This is a genomic window from Ruegeria sp. B11 (assembly GCF_056539785.1).
This window is the reverse complement of the sequence record NZ_JBQFVO010000001.1, coordinates 645,657-661,041: the sequence shown is the minus strand read 5'-3', so window position 1 is coordinate 661,041 and position 15,385 is coordinate 645,657. Positions and strand designations below refer to the sequence as shown.

At 57.7% G+C, this 15,385-nt stretch carries 13 protein-coding genes; 3 read left to right on the top strand and 10 right to left on the bottom strand.

Annotated elements, in window-relative coordinates; translation table 11 throughout:
* Positions 1–4: 4 nt before the first annotated feature.
* On the top strand, positions 5–3,460 hold the full coding sequence (gene mfd, locus ACR0I1_RS03340; RefSeq protein WP_480704963.1) for a transcription-repair coupling factor: 3,456 nt from the start codon (positions 5–7) through the stop codon (positions 3,458–3,460).
* Here mfd and ACR0I1_RS03335 read toward each other — a convergent pair.
* The 5 genes from ACR0I1_RS03335 to ACR0I1_RS03315 form a co-directional block, all read right to left on the bottom strand.
* Positions 3,457–4,134 carry an SH3 domain-containing protein gene (locus ACR0I1_RS03335; protein WP_480704962.1) on the bottom strand — a complete coding sequence of 226 codons (678 nt, stop codon included), beginning with the start codon at positions 4,132–4,134 and terminating at the stop codon, positions 3,457–3,459. The genes mfd and ACR0I1_RS03335 overlap by 4 nt on opposite strands.
* A complete protein-coding gene (locus ACR0I1_RS03330) occupies positions 4,131–5,795 on the bottom strand; it encodes a hypothetical protein (protein WP_480704960.1) in 1,665 nt (554 codons plus the stop codon). The genes ACR0I1_RS03335 and ACR0I1_RS03330 overlap by 4 nt, the downstream gene beginning before the upstream one ends.
* A gap of 58 nt (positions 5,796–5,853) precedes the next feature.
* A complete protein-coding gene (locus tag ACR0I1_RS03325; protein ID WP_170406074.1) occupies positions 5,854–7,062 on the bottom strand; it encodes a multidrug effflux MFS transporter in 1,209 nt (402 codons plus the stop codon).
* Positions 7,063–7,135: 73 nt separating this feature from the next.
* Entirely contained in the window at positions 7,136–7,795 is a 660-nt protein-coding gene (locus tag ACR0I1_RS03320; protein WP_170406071.1) for a DsbA family oxidoreductase, read from the bottom strand.
* On the bottom strand, positions 7,792–9,309 hold the full coding sequence (locus ACR0I1_RS03315) for a class I adenylate-forming enzyme family protein (protein ID WP_170406068.1): 1,518 nt from the start codon (positions 9,307–9,309) through the stop codon (positions 7,792–7,794). The genes ACR0I1_RS03320 and ACR0I1_RS03315 overlap by 4 nt, the downstream gene beginning before the upstream one ends.
* A 65-nt stretch (positions 9,310–9,374) precedes the next feature.
* Here ACR0I1_RS03315 and ACR0I1_RS03310 point away from each other — a divergent pair, with 65 nt between their 5' ends.
* On the top strand, positions 9,375–9,998 hold the full coding sequence (locus ACR0I1_RS03310; protein ID WP_170396891.1) for an XRE family transcriptional regulator: 624 nt from the start codon (positions 9,375–9,377) through the stop codon (positions 9,996–9,998).
* On the opposite strand, the gene ACR0I1_RS03305 is transcribed toward ACR0I1_RS03310, so the two are convergent.
* From ACR0I1_RS03305 to ACR0I1_RS03285, 5 genes are all read right to left on the bottom strand, one after another.
* Entirely contained in the window at positions 9,987–10,223 is a 237-nt protein-coding gene (locus ACR0I1_RS03305) for a hypothetical protein (RefSeq protein WP_170396893.1), read from the bottom strand. The genes ACR0I1_RS03310 and ACR0I1_RS03305 overlap by 12 nt on opposite strands.
* Before the next feature lie 187 nt (positions 10,224–10,410).
* Positions 10,411–11,070, bottom strand: coding sequence for an MIP/aquaporin family protein (locus ACR0I1_RS03300; protein ID WP_170406065.1), 660 nt, complete (start codon positions 11,068–11,070; stop codon positions 10,411–10,413).
* A complete protein-coding gene (locus ACR0I1_RS03295; RefSeq protein WP_170800676.1) occupies positions 11,067–11,543 on the bottom strand; it encodes an arsenate reductase ArsC in 477 nt (158 codons plus the stop codon). Before ACR0I1_RS03295 ends, ACR0I1_RS03300 begins: the two co-directional genes overlap by 4 nt.
* A 26-nt stretch (positions 11,544–11,569) precedes the next feature.
* Complete coding sequence (locus tag ACR0I1_RS03290) at positions 11,570–12,394, bottom strand: arsenate reductase/protein-tyrosine-phosphatase family protein (RefSeq protein WP_480704956.1); 825 nt, start codon at positions 12,392–12,394, stop codon at positions 11,570–11,572.
* Between the two features lie 32 nt (positions 12,395–12,426).
* A complete protein-coding gene (locus ACR0I1_RS03285; RefSeq protein ID WP_480536932.1) occupies positions 12,427–14,253 on the bottom strand; it encodes an extracellular solute-binding protein in 1,827 nt (608 codons plus the stop codon).
* Between the two features lie 294 nt (positions 14,254–14,547).
* Between ACR0I1_RS03285 and ACR0I1_RS03280 the strand changes: the two genes are divergently transcribed.
* Entirely contained in the window at positions 14,548–15,321 is a 774-nt protein-coding gene (locus ACR0I1_RS03280; RefSeq protein WP_170396905.1) for a 3-hydroxybutyrate dehydrogenase, read from the top strand.
* The last annotated feature ends 64 nt before the right edge of the window (positions 15,322–15,385 follow it).

Below are 15,385 nucleotides of genomic sequence, written 5' to 3'. Positions count from 1 at the left end.
GGTAATGACGGCTCCGAACCACGTAACAGTCGGCGGCGGCCCCGAGGGGTTTGATGCACAGCTTGTGCTGAAAGAGATCGCGCGCTCGGGCGGTCCAGTCTGTCATATCGCCCGCGATGACAAACGGATGGAGGCGATGCGGGCAGCGTTGGCATTCTTTGCCCCGGACATGCCCGTATTTGTATTCCCCGGATGGGACTGCTTGCCCTATGATCGGGTGTCGCCCAACGCCGACATTTCTGCTGCCCGCGTGGCAACATTGGCTGCTTTGGTGCATCAGATGCCGCAGCGGTTCGTGCTGCTTACCACGCTCAATGCCGCGACCCAACGGGTACCCGCGCGTGCAGTGTTGCGAGAGGCCGCATTCACCGCTCGCGTAGATCAGCGCATCGACGAAGATGCCCTACGCAACTTTCTGGTGCGCATGGGCTTTACCCAAAGCCCCACGGTGATGGAGCCCGGAGACTACGCTATCCGAGGCGGTATCATCGACATCTTCCCACCCGGTGAGAGCGGTCCCGTGCGGCTGGACTTGTTCGGGGATGTTCTGGATGGTGCACGCCGGTTTGATCCTGTCTCGCAGCGAACGACTGAAAAACTTGATGTGGTCGAGCTTGCCCCGGTGTCCGAGGTCATACTGGACGAAGCCGCCATCACCCGATTCCGTCAGAACTATCGCATCGAATTCGGCGCGGCGGGTACGGATGATCCCTTATACGAAGCTGTCAGCGCAGGTCGCAAGCACCAGGGGATTGAGCATTGGCTGCCGTTTTTCCATGAAAAACTGGAAACGCTGTTCGATTATCTTCCAGGGGCCTCAATCTCGCTTGACGATCAGGTCACGCCTGCTCGGCTGGCGCGCTGGGATACGATTGCGGATCAGTATGAGACGCGAAAGCTCGCTTTGGAAAACCGCTCGCGCATGGATACGGTTTATAAACCGACGCCTCCCGGTCTGCTCTATATGGACGATGCTGCATGGGAAGATGCAGTGGGCGATCGTCGCGTTTTGCAGTTCAGCCCGCTGCCGCAGGCGAGTGGTCCGGGCGTGATCGATGCAGGCGGACGGATCGGGCGCAACTTTGCACCCGAACGTCAGCAGGAAAGCATCAGCCTGTTTGGCGCTCTGGCGGCGCATATCACCGAAAAGATGGACAAGGGGCCGGTCCTCATTGCCTCTTACTCCGAAGGCGCTCGTGAACGACTGACCGGCTTAATCGAAGATGAAGGCCTGGCCGAGGCAATCCCGGTGACCGACGGAACCCGGGTTGGAAAGCGCGGCCTGCATCTTGCGGTTTGGGCGTTGGAACACGGGTTTGAAGCGCCCAATCTGACCGTGATCTCGGAACAGGACGTTCTGGGCGACCGTCTGATCCGCCAACCCAAAAAACGCCGCAAGGCCGAGAACTTCCTGACTGAAACGCAGTCGCTGTCGCCCGGTGATCTGGTGGTGCATGTTGACCACGGGATCGGGCGGTATCAGGGGATGGAGGTCGTTACGGCTGCGGGGGCCGCGCATGAATGCCTGCTGCTGGAATATGCTGAACAGTCCAAACTCTACTTGCCGGTCGAAAACATCGAACTGCTTTCGAAATATGGCCATGACGAAGGGCTGCTTGATCGCTTGGGTGGTGGCGCTTGGCAGGCAAAGAAGGCCAAGCTGAAAGAGCGCATCCGCGAAATGGCGGACAAGCTGATCCGCATCGCCGCCGAACGAGCCCTGCGGAAAGCTCCTGTCATGGACCCACCGCCACATGCATGGGAAGAGTTCAGCGCGCGTTTCCCATATCAGGAGACCGACGATCAGTTGCGTGCCATCTCTGAGGTGATGGAGGATATGCATTCCGGTGCGCCGATGGATCGTCTGATCTGTGGCGATGTAGGCTTTGGCAAGACCGAGGTCGCCATGCGCGCAGCCTTTGTCGCCGCGATGTCGGGCGTACAGGTTGCCATTGTGGCACCGACCACGTTGCTCGCGCGGCAACACGCGGCGTCCTTCAAGGATCGCTTCCGGGGTTTCCCACTTGAAGTCCGACAACTGTCGCGCTTTGTCTCGGCCAAAGAGGCGCAGCAAACCCGCGATGGGTTGGCGCGAGGCACGGTGGATATCGTGATCGGCACCCATGCGCTGTTGGCCAAAGGGATACGGTTCAATAATCTGGGTCTGCTGATCATCGACGAGGAACAGCATTTCGGCGTGGGCCACAAGGAACGGCTGAAACAGCTGCGCTCGGACGTGCACGTCCTGACCCTGACAGCGACACCGATCCCACGAACTCTGCAACTGTCCCTAACAGGCGTGCGTGATCTGTCGATCATAGGCACGCCCCCCATCGACCGGCTTGCGATCCGCACCTATGTTAGCGAATTCGACGCGGTAACAATCCGTGAGGCGCTGCTGCGCGAGCATTATCGTGGCGGGCAGAGCTTCTATGTGGTGCCGCGCATCTCTGACCTGCCTGAGATCGAGGAATTCCTGAAAGAGCAGTTGCCTGAATTATCCTACGTGGTCGCACACGGGCAGATGGCTGCGGGTGAGCTTGATGACCGGATGAACGCGTTCTACGACGGTAAATACGACGTTCTGCTGGCCACGACGATCGTAGAAAGCGGGCTGGATATCCCGACTGCCAACACGATGGTCGTGCATCGGGCGGATATGTTTGGCCTAGCGCAGCTCTATCAGATCCGGGGGCGGGTGGGGCGCTCAAAAACCCGCGCCTATGCCTATCTGACCACCAAACCGCGCCAGCGCCTGACGGCGACGGCTGAGAAACGGCTGCGGGTTCTGGGCTCGCTGGATACGCTCGGGGCCGGGTTCACACTGGCATCGCAAGATCTCGACATTCGTGGTGCGGGCAACCTGCTGGGTGAGGAACAGTCCGGCCAGATGCGTGATGTGGGCTACGAACTCTACCAATCGATGCTGGAAGAGGCGATTGCCAAGATCAAAGCCGGCGAGATGGAGGGGCTATCGGATGCCGATGACCAATGGGCGCCACAGATCAATCTGGGTGTCCCGGTTCTGATCCCCGAGGATTATGTGCCTGATCTGGACGTGCGTCTGGGCCTCTACCGCCGCCTGTCGTCACTGTCGACGAAAGTGGAACTGGAAGGATTCGCTGCCGAGTTGATCGACCGCTTCGGCAGCCTGCCGAAAGAGGTGAATACCCTGATGCTTGTCGTGCGCATCAAGGCGATGTGCAAACGCGCCGGGATCGCCAAGCTGGACGGCGGGCCAAAGGGCGCAACGATACAGTTCCACAATGACAAGTTCGCCTCACCCGAGGGGTTGGTCGAGTTCATCCAGAACCAACGCGGGCTGGCCAAGGTCAAGGACAACAAGATCGTTGTGCGGCGCGACTGGAAGAAGGACAGCGACAAGATCAAAGGTGCGTTTGCCATCGCCCGTGATCTGGCCGAAAAGGTCGTGGCTGTGAAGAAAAAGGCGAAAGCCTAGTCCCCTGTCACAAAAGTGCAGAGCTGCCAGTCACCCGCTTCGGATCTTACAAGCGCAGCGCGGTAACCGACCATTGATGCCAGAAAATCGCTGAGTAAGTAGCCCGATGTCCCATCGGTCAGTCTGATTTTCTGGTACTCCTCATCAGGTTGATAGTCAGGGACGATCACGATTTCATGACTGATCAGCGCAAGGATGGGCGCGCCACGAGACGGTGCCTGACGCAGTGTGATGCTTTCGCCCGAAACATAGAAGGCGGTGAAAGGGTCTACTGTAGCGGGAAGAATGATCCGCCAATAGTGCGGCATCCAGAATTCACCCTGATCGTCAAAATATCCCGGTTGGGAAACCGTTTGCTGCAATTGCGACCAGTAAAAATCACGTAGCTCCGCAGCCTCGTCCTTAAACTCTTCACCAAGCGTTTCCGGAGGCACAGTCAAGTTGGTGCGAAACTCTTCCGGTCCACCTGCTGTGCCGTGACTGAGATAGATGTCGGGACAAGCGGCGGCGACAACTGCATTGGTATCGCGTGCCTCGATTTTCGCCAGCAAGTCAGCTCGGAATGCGACCAGTGATGGATTTTGACCTGCCTCGTCGATAGGTGGAAAGGTCTGGCGCTGTGCCAGCGCTGGACTGGCAAGCAGCAGGCCTGCCACCAAAAGGAATAGCTTCATTCCGCAGCCCTCATGGCGGCTTGGGCACAGAAGCACGACGCGCCGACGGTGCGGTCCGCGCGCGCCAAGGCAAGATCAAGGCGTTGCTTGATTTGGCGGATTTCTACTGTCTCGCCGCGTGCTTTCAGGCAATCATGCAAACCCTTCAAACTCCAGACATTGTCAGGGTGGATCGAGGCGCGGCTGAGCATGCCACCCAAGCCTAGATCTTCACGATAGACTGCCTCGGCCTCGTTCACATGCCCTTGTTCGAACAACAACGCACCAAGCGCATGGCGTGTTGGTTGCATCCAACCCCATGGCTCGTCATAGGGCAGCGTGTCATCCAACTCGACCGAGCGGCGTAGATGTGCATAGGCAATCTCGTAGTTGCCTTTGCGATACTCGATTTCTCCGCGCAGCATTTCCGCTGCGATCTCCAGAAGGTCGATGACCCGATTGTTGTGCAGGCGGCGCGTCTCGGGCACGCAGGTTTTTGCGGCAAGGAACAACTGCTCTTCGGCCTCGGCCTGCGCCACCTCATCAGTGGCTGCATGGGCGATGGCGCGAGCATAATGTGTTGTTGCTGTCAAAGTGCGATAGAGGTCAGGGTCGTCTGGCAAATTCAGTGCCTTGGCCTCTTCCCAGCGGCCAAAGCGGATCAGTATATGCGGGCCCATGGACATGTAGCTTTCAAAGTAATCCGCCATCGGCGGGCTTTCGATCCGAAGCATATCTTCGGGGGTGGTATCCCATAGGCCCTGATTGGCACGCAGGGCTGGTTCCATCTGACCGAGAAACAGAGCGCCATAGATGGTGAAGTGATAGTTGTGCTGACGATAGCCGGTATAAATGTTGAACGCGCCTTCACGCTCATAATATTTCAGATCGGCCTCGGTAGCCTTTTCGTTCCAGTAGGCAACATTGTGGTAATGGCCGCACAGCACATCGATATGGGTTGGCATATGCACCAGATGCCCGGCATCGGGCACAAGTGTGCGCAGGATGTCTCCGGCCTGCAGCGCCTTTTCTGGCGTCGGCGACATCTCCATCAGGTGCACATATAGGTGAAGTAGACCGGGATGAGACATCGACGCCGGGTCATTGACCATAGCGCTCTCCAAAGCGTCTTGCGCTTCAAGGGTCGCGGCACCCTCGGCCGGTTGACCCGTTTTCAGGTCCCACATCTGCCACGGGGTGAGGTTCATCAGCGCCTCAACATGGATCGTGCGCAGGTCCAGATCATCAGGCTGTTCGGCAAATGCGGCGCGCATCGCATCCGCATAGTCATAGTCCCACTGGTGCATGTTTTCGATGGGGTCACGCTGAGGGTATCGGGAGGGTAGGGCGCGGATCAACGCTTGCTCAACCGCTGTGCACCCGTTGAGCAGCGACAGCGCCTTCTGTGTTGCATCATAGGCGATGGCCAGTGATTTGGCCTGGCCCTGATCGTCCCGCAATTCCCACGGCAGGTTATAGTTTGGGCCTGCTGCATAGGCGACGCCCCAATGGGCCATGGCGCAATCCGGGTCAATTTCGGCAGCTTTCTGAAAGCACGTGACCGCTTCGTCGTGGTTGTAGCCATACGTCCAGACCAATCCGCGATCGAACCAAAGCTGTGCTTCGGGAGATGCTGTGGTGACGGCACAGGAATACGTGCCCAGATCATAATAGTCGCTCATGGCGCCCCCTCCCCACGATTTGCGGGAAGGTTAGCGTGTTTCAGCGGCTCTGCACAGATCAGGCGGGCAGTCTGTTTTCAATCCGGCCCATATGTAGCATCAGGCCGAAGCCAAGGATGCACATCGTCAGCACGCCGGTCGTCAGCGGTGTGATCGACCCGTCAAATAACAGCCCAATAGGGGCCGCGATGGCAGCCGCCAGAATTGTGGCGATCGAGCCGATGACCGAGGCAGCCATTCCCGCGATATGACCCATAGGTTCCATGGCAATGGCGTTCAGGTTGCCCATGGTTACACCGGCCATAAAGAAGATCGAGGTCTGCCATGCCACGAACACAGCAAAGGATGCGCCCGGTGAAAGCGGTGTCATGTTCAGGATGATGACGGCGCTTGTGATCAGAATCTGCGCGCCCAAGGCCCAGGTCACCATACGGCGCATGCCGACGCGTACGACCACGGCGGCGTTCAAAAGGCTGGCCGAACCCGAGATCAGCGCCACGAAGGCGAACCAGAAGGGAAAGCTGTCTGCCCGATCATGGATGACGTCAAAAACCGGCTGAACCATCGTTAGCATGGTGAACAGCAACCCCATGCAAAGGGTCTGCACCAGGATCGAGAGGCGCACAGTGGGGTGTGCGAACATCTCATGCACTGCCGCAATCATCAGGGGCAGGCGGAAGGGGCGTCGGTTTTCGGGCGCCAGAGATTCAGGCAGGCGCGTGGCCATCCAGATCACGATGATCGTGGCGAATATGATGAAGGACACAAAGATGCCGCGCCAGCCGACCAGTGCAATAACGCCTGCGCCTAGCAGCGGTGCCACGGCGGGGACCAGAGTAAAGATCATCATCGCAATCGAGATGATGCGCGCCATCTCGCGCCCTGAAAACAAGTCGCGAATGATCGCCATAGCCACAACGCGCGGCCCGGCCGCCCCGAGGCCCTGCGCGATGCGCGCAGCCAGCACCAGTTCAAGCGATGAGCTGGACCACGCAACAGCGCAGGCCAGTATATAGAGAGCGGCACCACCATAAATCACCGGCTTGCGCCCGACCGCATCGGAAATTGGCCCAGTAAAGAATGTGCCGATCCCCATGCCCAGCACAAAAGAGGTCAGGATCAACTGTGCTTTGTTCAGATCGTAGGGGCTGAGCTCTGCGCCGATCTCGGGCAGGGCTGGCAGCATTGAATCGATCGAAAAGGCTATCGTGGCGAACATCATCGCGATCAACGCAATGAATTCGCCCCGGGACATGCGGTCGGCCATGGGGAACTCCTTCCCGAATGCGCTATCACGGCGTTTCGGGTTGGACTAGATCAGAAATGCACAGGGGTATGTGCTATTCTGCAGGGGAAGCCTCAATCTGAGACATGATCTCAGCGATCACTTTTGCCCACAATTCAGGAGGTTGCGCGCCCGGAACAGCGTGCTGGTTTGCAACGATATATGTGGGAACCGAATTTACGCCCATTTCGCGTGAATGGCTGTCGCGGTTACGGATATCCTCGCGGTCGGCGTCTGACTGCAGCAGTTTCAGTACGACCGCTGCGTCCATGCCGACGCTGTCGGCGACATCAGCCAACACCTCATGATCACCAATATCACGCGCCTCGACGAAGTAAGCATTAAAGAGTGCATCGACCACGGATTCCTGCTTGCCCTCAATCCCCGCCCAGTGGATCAGGCGGTGGGCATCCAGCGTGTTGGGCGTGCGTTTCATGCCTTCGAAATCGATATTCAAACCTGCGTTTTCGGCATGTTCGACAACGGGAGCGTATGCGCGAACTGCTCCGTCCTTGCCGCCGAACTTCCGTTCAAGGTATTCGCGCCGATCCATGCCCTCGTCGGGCATATCGGGGTTCAGCTGAAAGGGGTGCCACTCGATCACAAAGGGGTGGTCTGGCACTTCGGCCAGCGCCTTGTCCAGATGGGTCTTGCCGATATAGCACCAGGGGCAAATCGGATCGGACATGATGTCGAGCTTTACAGTGTGTGTCATTCGGACGTCGCCTTGAAATAGGCCGGCAGGGCGCGGCGCAGAAGTTTGCCGTTGCCTCCGGTGGGTAAGGCGGGCAGATGGACAAAGGCACGCGGCTGTTTGTAGCGCGCCAACTTGTCAGACACATAGGCGTGCAGGTCCGCCGCGTCCAGTTCTTCGGGGCCAGTGTAGAAGGCAACGATGATCGAACTGTCCTGTTTTACCTCAACCGTAGCCGCCCCGACCTGGGTGATCTCGGGATGGGTGGATAAGGCCGCCTCGACTTCGACCGGGGAAACGCGATATCCGCCCGCATTCATCATGTCGTCATCTCGACCCAGATAGGTGATTTGCCCATCAACCGCCATCGCGCCTTGATCACCGGTCAGGAACCAATCCCCCTGCATCCGAGCAGCGGCCTCGTCGGGGGCATTCAGATAGGTCAGCATCAGGCCCGGATCTTCGCGATGTACGGCTATTGTACCTTCCTGACCTTGTGGCACAGGGCCATCCGGCCCGAGGATGGCAATCCGACGCCCGGGCTGCGGCTGCCCCAACGCTGTGCCGCGTGCCGGGTGGCTTGGGCTGGATGAGATGAAGGTCGAGCATTCGGACATGCCGTAAGCCTCATAAAGCTCGGTGCCGGTGAACTGCACCCATTTTTCATGCAGGTGTCGCGACAGCTTTTCCCCGGCGCAAAGGCCGTGGCGCAGATCGGGAAGGCCGGGCTGCGTGTCACTTTGCATCATCTTCCGAAAGACCCCCGGTGCGGCTGCAAAGATGGTGGCACGATGTTGTTTCAACAGGGCAGGCAGATCGCGTATGTCTGTCCCGGGTTCAGGGATCAGAGCCGTTGCACCAATGGCCCAAGGGTCCATCAAGCCGGTGCCCAGCGTGTAGGTCCAATTGAATGCCCCCGCATGGCACAGCCGGTCCGAGGATTTCAGGCCATACCAGCCGTCGACCATCATCTGCCGAGCCCAGATGGCGCGGTGTGCATGCGCAACCGCACGGGGTTTGCCCGAAGTACCCGAAGTGTAGACCACGTAGGCAAGCCGCTCGGGATCACCCATGGCAAAACTTGCAGGCGGCAGTGATCGCATCCGGGCCAGTTCAGGCAGCATGATCTGATCCGGGTGCGCCGCGCAGGCGACCTGGGGATCTCGCAAAATGGCGGCGGGTTTCAGATCGTCGACGATCTTTGCGGTCTCTTGCTCGGTCAGTTGTGATGAGGTGGGCACGGGGACCAGCCCCACGGCGATTGCGCCCAGATAGGCGATCGGAAAATCGACGGTATTGCCCAATCGCATGAGAACAATGTCTTGGGCGCGAAGGCCGCTCTGCAGCAATCCTGAACCGGTGCCCATTATCGCCGAATGCAGATCGCCATAGGTCCAGTCTGTTGCACCATCCGATCCCAGCACCGAAAGTGCGGTCTTCTCAGCTGAACTTTTCGCATGGCGCAGCACATGCGCGGCAAGATTGAATGGGCGCGGGCAGGGCGTAGGCGGCCCCTGATCAAAGATCGACAACATGAGAACTGGCTATCCCCGTGCGAGGCGCGTTGCAAGCAGGGCATGCTCGCCCTATAGAAAGACCCATGGCCACCAATGATCATAAATCTATCGTCAGAATTGCCCGCGACAATGGTGTCAACACCGAGTTGGAGCCGGTCGATCTGGGCGCGCGCGTGCGCGAACTGCGTAAAGCCCGCAACTGGACGCTGGAACAGGCGGCGAGTCAGGCGGGTCTGGCTCGGTCGACACTCAGCAAGATCGAAAATGGTCAGATGTCTCCGACCTATGATGCTTTGAAAAAGCTGGCGACCGGATTGGAGATTTCGGTGCCTCAGCTTTTTACGCCGCCACAACGCGATCAGGTGATCGGTCGAATGGCAGTGACCAAGATGGGCGGGGGTGCGGCCCATGCGACCACCACCTACGAACATGAGTTGCTGGCAGAAACGCTGACCAAAAAGCAGATGCTGCCCTATCGCGCCCGTGTACGTGCACGCTCGATGGAAGAATTTGACGGCTGGGTGCGTCACGATGGTGAGGAATTTCTGTATGTTCTGACCGGAGTGGTGCGGTTGTTTACCGAGTTCTATGAGCCGGTCGAAATGCGCCGCGGCGACAGCGCTTATTACGACGGCAGCATGGGGCATAACGTCATTTCGGTCAGTGATGAGGATGCGACGATCCTGTGGGTGACGTCACTTGCTTAGGGCTTGGGCCGCTTCGCGGTTCAATGCTTCGGTGAACAGGAAATCCTCAAGCTCTTCGCGCGCCTCGTTTACGGTCAGGTGGTGACGCTCGGCCAGGTAAGCTTCGAACTGTTTGCGATCTTCGCCAACGCGCGCCATATCCCTATCGCGCAGGTTCGGAAACCTACGTTTTGCACGCGCATATGACGCGTCCCAGTCTTGCGTCAGATCAGCCCAGTTTAGCATCTGCGAGCCTTCCTTAGTTGGTGTTTCAGGATTGCTCTCCCCCAAGACAGCCTACGGAGCGCCGTGCGTTGCTGCAGACATGACAAAATGTCGCAGCCGGAGTCGGGAGATAAGATGCAAAAAACCCGCTGCGGAGATACCGCAACGGGCCCACGGACCTGCTGTAAAGTGAGTGGCGGCCGGTCCGTTATTCTGCTGGTTCGAATAACCAGTTCAGTATTTTGTGTCCGATAAATACAGCAATTAACTGCATAATTATGAACATCGGAATGTGCGCAGGGTATATCCCTGCAAAGGTATCCGTAAAGCCCCTTGCGATTGTAACGGCCGGATTAGCAAAACTTGTGGAAGACGTATACCAGTAGGCGCCGGTAATATAGAGGCCCACAAGGGCTGGTACCGTGTCCGGCTTGTGCCGAATTCCGCCGAAAATCACAAACAGCAAACCCAAAGTGGCGACAATTTCCGAAAACCACTGATGTGCCCCGGTACGATGCATCGTTTCCGAAGTTTGCAGAATCGGCAGGTCAAACATGTAATGGCTGGCCCAGACCCCCGCGATACCTCCGGCAATCTGAACAAGCATGTAAGGGGTGACCGCACGCCAGGGATGTTCACCGCGCAGCGCAAAGGCCAATGTCACTGCAGGGTTGAAGTGAGCGCCCGAGACAGGGCCGAGCGTAGTGATGATAGCGTAAAGGATGCAGCCGGTCGCAATTGCATTGGCCAGCAACGCCAGCGCGATGTTCCCCTCGGACAAGGTTTGCGCCATGATGCCTGATCCGACAACGCCGATCAGCAGGAAGGCGGTTCCGAGGAATTCGGCAAAGTATTGGCGGGCGCTCACAGCAGGGCTCCTATACGTTTGAGATGGGCCGAGAGTTCAACGCTGTCCATGGTTTCAATGGGCAGCTCCAGAAGTGCTTCGGCGCGGCGCCCAAGAATGTCATATGCGGTCCTAAAGGCGGTTTCCCAGTCTGACTGAGACGCGGCGGCTGGGTCCTCGACACCCCAATGCGCGCGTACGGGCGCGCCGGGCCAGACGGGGCATGTCTCTTCGGCGGCTGAGCCGCAAACCGTGATCACTATGTCCATTTCAGGAGCATCTTCTGCTGCAAACTCATCCCAGCTTTTAGAGCGGGCATCGCGGACGTCATGGCCTTCGGCACCAAGCAGCGTCAAGGATTGCGGATGCACCTTCCCGGTCGGGTTGGAGCCTGCTGAATAGGCGCGTACACGCCCTTCGCCGGTGTGATTGAAGAGCGACTCCAGCAGAATCGACCGAGCCGAGTTGCCGGTGCATAGAACCAGTATGTTCATGGGGGTATCCTTGGATTGATCGAGGACTATTCGGCCATTCGACCGATATCATCCACCTTGTGCTGTAGTGAGATGCGGTCGAGCGTTTCGAACGGGAGGCTTGCAAAGGCGGTGATACGGTTGCGCAGCAATCCGTAGGCCTGCTGGAATGCCAGCTGCTTTTGCGCGTCGGTTCCTTCAACTTTGACCGGATCGGGCAGACCCCAATGCGCGCTTATCGGTTGTCCTGGCCAAGCGGGGCAGGCCTCGTTCGCTGCGTGGTCGCAGACGGTAAAGACAAAATCCATCTTTGGGGCATCAGCAGCGGCAAATTCTTCCAGTGATTTTGAGCGGAGTGAGGTCGTGTCGTAGTCTTTTTGCTTCAAGAGTTCCAAAACGATTGAATTTGGTCCGTCCGATGGTGCCGTTCCTGCCGAATAAGCACGAAACAAGCCGTTACCTTCATTGTTCAGGATGGCTTCCGCCATGATCGAACGGGCCGAGTTTCCGGTGCAGAGGAAAAGCGCATTCATAACGCGGCCAGGGGACGCCATAACGGGGTCATCCGAGGGTTGCATGCACAGATCAGGACGATTTTGACAGCAACCGCCCAGCAACTCATCAAACAGCCCGCGCACCGCTGGTAAGTTGGCGGCATATTGCAATGATGTCCCGCTGCGCGACTGCTGGATCAGCCCGGCGGATTTCAATGCATTCAGGTAGGTTGACGCAGTATTGGATTTCAGCGCTAAAGCCTCGGCAATCTGACCCGCAGCTACGGAATCTGGATAGCGACGCATCAACAGCCGGAACAGATCCAGCCGCTTGGGATGTGCGAGTGCGTTCAGCCTGTCATGAATCTCTATTTCCATAATTCATGAAATATGGAAATAGAAAGGACTCGTCAATCCTGAAACCACCAGACCTGTGGCATATATTCTGGCCCATCGCCATAAATTGGCAGAGTGTCGGGTTGTTTCAGCTCTTTGACATGGGCGATACGGCCGACATCAAAGCTCCAGATAGGAATAACATAGCGACCCGCTGTCAGAACACGATCCAGCGCGCGCGTTGCCGCAACAAAATCCTCGTGGCTTTCCGAGGCCAGCATCGCGTCGATCAGCCCGTCCACGGCGGGCGAGGTCAGACCCATGACATTCCGCGTCCCGGGAGCGTTGGCGTTTTCGCTGCCCCAATACAGGCGTTGTTCGTTGCCTGGCGAGAGCGACAGCGCACGACGGAACGGGGTCATGTCAAAATCTTGCGCATCGATGCGTGAAGTATATTGCGCGTCATCTACTTTCTCGACTGTCAACTGGATACCCAGGCGTTCGAGGGCGCGGGCGTAGATTTCCGCGATCACGCCGACATCCTGGACCACGTTCAGGCTGCCCTGGCTGATGACCAGATCAATCACAAACGGCTCACCGCTGGCGTTGCGAAGCTGGCCGTCCTGAATGATCCATCCGGCCTCTTCCAGCAGTTTAAGCGCTTTGCGGATATTTCGGCGGTTGCGTTCGGTTCCATCGCTTTGAGGCAATTCATATCCATCCAGTGTGCCCGGTGCCAACTCGGCGGCATAAGGTTGAAGCAATTCCTCGACACGACCAGTGGCCGGTCCGGGTTGCATCCCCAATTCCGAACCCGAGAAATATGAGATGATCCTGGGCTGCGCCCCGCCTGTAATGGTGTCGTTGATGAACTCGAAGTTGAAGGCCAGCGTTAGTGCCTCGCGTACGCGCCAGTCATCGAATGGGGCCTTGCGTGTGTTCATGACAAAGCCGGTCATGCCTGACGGCTTTTGATGGGGAATTTCCGTCTTCACAACATCACCGCGCTGAACCGCTGGGAAGTTGTACTGCGTGTTCCATTTATCCGCGTTGAATTCACGAACGGCCGAAAGCTCGCCAGCTTTGAACGCTTCAAACGCGACTGTGCCGTCTCCGTAGAACTCAATCCGCATGTCATCCAGATTCATCGTGCCCTTGCGGTAGGGGATGTCGGCACCCCAATAGTCAGGATTGCGACGCAGGTTCACATAGCGGCCAGCCTCATAGTCATCGATTACGTATGGTCCGGAACCGATGGGTATATCGTGTAGTTGAGCGTCAGCGAACGACTTTCCCTCCCACTGCGCTCTTTGCAGGATCGGGCGCATTCCGGCGATCAGGGCCAGTTCGCGATCCGGTTCGTTAAAGGTGATCCGAACGCTGCGCGGTCCAGTCTGTTCAATGCTATCAATCTTGCCCCACAGCCCGCGATATCGCAGGTGGCCTTCGGTGCCCAGTGTCTCATACGACCAGATCACGTCATCGACAGTGACCGGCGATCCATCCGAGAATTCAGCATTTTCGCGCAGCGTGAATTCGACCCAAGTTCGGTCCGAATCTGTCTCAACTGATTCGGCTAACAACCCGTAAAGAGTGAAAGGTTCGTCCCAGGAGCGGCCCATCAGGCTTTCATGAGTCCAAAATCGCAACTGCCACGGCGCGGTGCCTTTTTGCACAAACGGGTTCAGACTGTTATAGCCGCCGGTATTGCCAAATACGACCTTGCCGCCCTTGGGCGCGTCAGGATTTGCGTAGGGTAGCGACACAAAATCCGGTGGTAGGGCCGGGTCACCATACATAGCTATGCCATGGGCCGATTCTGCTGACGCCATTGAGGCGGCGAAAATACAGGTGATTCCCACAATCGCGGGACGAAGGGGGCGGAGATAATCGGGGCTCATTTTGGAAACAATCCTGCTCTGGCCTTATTTTGTTTGGGATTCACCGTAGCCATGATTTTTCTTATTATCAAACTTTTAGCTTGGACGAGGGCGTGGAATTGCTTATAAAGGTTCTACTGCTCGATAGGTTTCTTGCCTGTATGAAACCTGCCTCAATAACTTAACGCCCGCTTCGTGCGGGCGTTTTTTTTTGGCAAAACTCGTGCGGGCGCGCGGATCAGATCATTCCCCGTTTTCTTTGCAGGTGCAGCATGGCACTGTGTTTGAGAAACAAAAACTCATAAGGAGAGTGCCATGAGTCTGTCGGGCAAAACAGCCGTCGTCACGGGGTCGAATTCGGGGATTGGGCTGGGCATCGCGCGTGAGCTGGCGAAGGCCGGGGCGGATGTGGTGCTGAATTCGTTCACCGACCGGGATGAAGATCATGCGCTGGCCACCGAGATTGGCAAAGAGACGGGAACCAACGCGCGCTACATCAAGGCAGATATGTCCAAGGGCGATGAATGCCGTGCACTGATCGAACAGGCAGGTGCTTGTGACATTCTGGTGAACAACGCCGGCATTCAGCATGTGGCTCCGATCGATCAGTTTCCGTCGGACAAATGGGATGCGATCATCGCGATCAACATGAATTCGGTCTTTCATACGATGGCGGCAGCGCTTCCGAAGATGCGCGCGGCGGGTTGGGGGCGGATCGTGAATATTGCCTCGGCTCACGGTCTGACGGCCTCGCCCTACAAGGCGGCTTACATCGCGGCAAAGCATGGTGTCGTCGGGATGAGCAAGACCGTGGCGCTGGAGACTGCGCAGGAGCCGATCACCTGCAATGCTATTTGTCCGGGATACGTACTGACTCCATTGGTTGAGGCGCAAATTCCCAACACGATGAAAGAGTACAATATGAGCCGCGAGGATGTGGTGAAGAACATCCTGCTGGAGCGGCAGCCATCGAAGGAGTTTGCCACGGTCGAGCAGCTGGGCGGAACTACGATCTTCTTGTGCTCGGATGCAGCGGCACAGATCACAGGAACGACGATATCCGTGGATGGGGGATGGACGGCATTGTGAGGGACCATGGGGGCTCTGCCCCCATACCCCCGAGGTATTTCTGGCCAGATGAAGAGGCGGAACC

What these genes read in the sequence shown, in the direction of transcription:
- mfd (WP_480704963.1), top strand. Translation starts at nt 5, where the DNA reads ATGACGGCTCCGAACCACGTAACAGTCGGCGGCGGCCCCGAGGGGTTT.
- ACR0I1_RS03335 (WP_480704962.1), bottom strand. Translation starts at nt 4,134, where the DNA reads ATGAAGCTATTCCTTTTGGTGGCAGGCCTGCTGCTTGCCAGTCCAGCG.
- ACR0I1_RS03330 (WP_480704960.1), bottom strand. Translation starts at nt 5,795, where the DNA reads ATGAGCGACTATTATGATCTGGGCACGTATTCCTGTGCCGTCACCACA.
- ACR0I1_RS03325 (WP_170406074.1), bottom strand. Translation starts at nt 7,062, where the DNA reads ATGGCCGACCGCATGTCCCGGGGCGAATTCATTGCGTTGATCGCGATG.
- ACR0I1_RS03320 (WP_170406071.1), bottom strand. Translation starts at nt 7,795, where the DNA reads ATGACACACACTGTAAAGCTCGACATCATGTCCGATCCGATTTGCCCC.
- ACR0I1_RS03315 (WP_170406068.1), bottom strand. Translation starts at nt 9,309, where the DNA reads ATGTTGTCGATCTTTGATCAGGGGCCGCCTACGCCCTGCCCGCGCCCA.
- ACR0I1_RS03310 (WP_170396891.1), top strand. Translation starts at nt 9,375, where the DNA reads ATGGCCACCAATGATCATAAATCTATCGTCAGAATTGCCCGCGACAAT.
- ACR0I1_RS03305 (WP_170396893.1), bottom strand. Translation starts at nt 10,223, where the DNA reads ATGCTAAACTGGGCTGATCTGACGCAAGACTGGGACGCGTCATATGCG.
- ACR0I1_RS03295 (WP_170800676.1), bottom strand. Translation starts at nt 11,543, where the DNA reads ATGAACATACTGGTTCTATGCACCGGCAACTCGGCTCGGTCGATTCTG.
- ACR0I1_RS03290 (WP_480704956.1), bottom strand. Translation starts at nt 12,394, where the DNA reads ATGGAAATAGAGATTCATGACAGGCTGAACGCACTCGCACATCCCAAG.
- ACR0I1_RS03285 (WP_480536932.1), bottom strand. Translation starts at nt 14,253, where the DNA reads ATGAGCCCCGATTATCTCCGCCCCCTTCGTCCCGCGATTGTGGGAATC.
- ACR0I1_RS03280 (WP_170396905.1), top strand. Translation starts at nt 14,548, where the DNA reads ATGAGTCTGTCGGGCAAAACAGCCGTCGTCACGGGGTCGAATTCGGGG.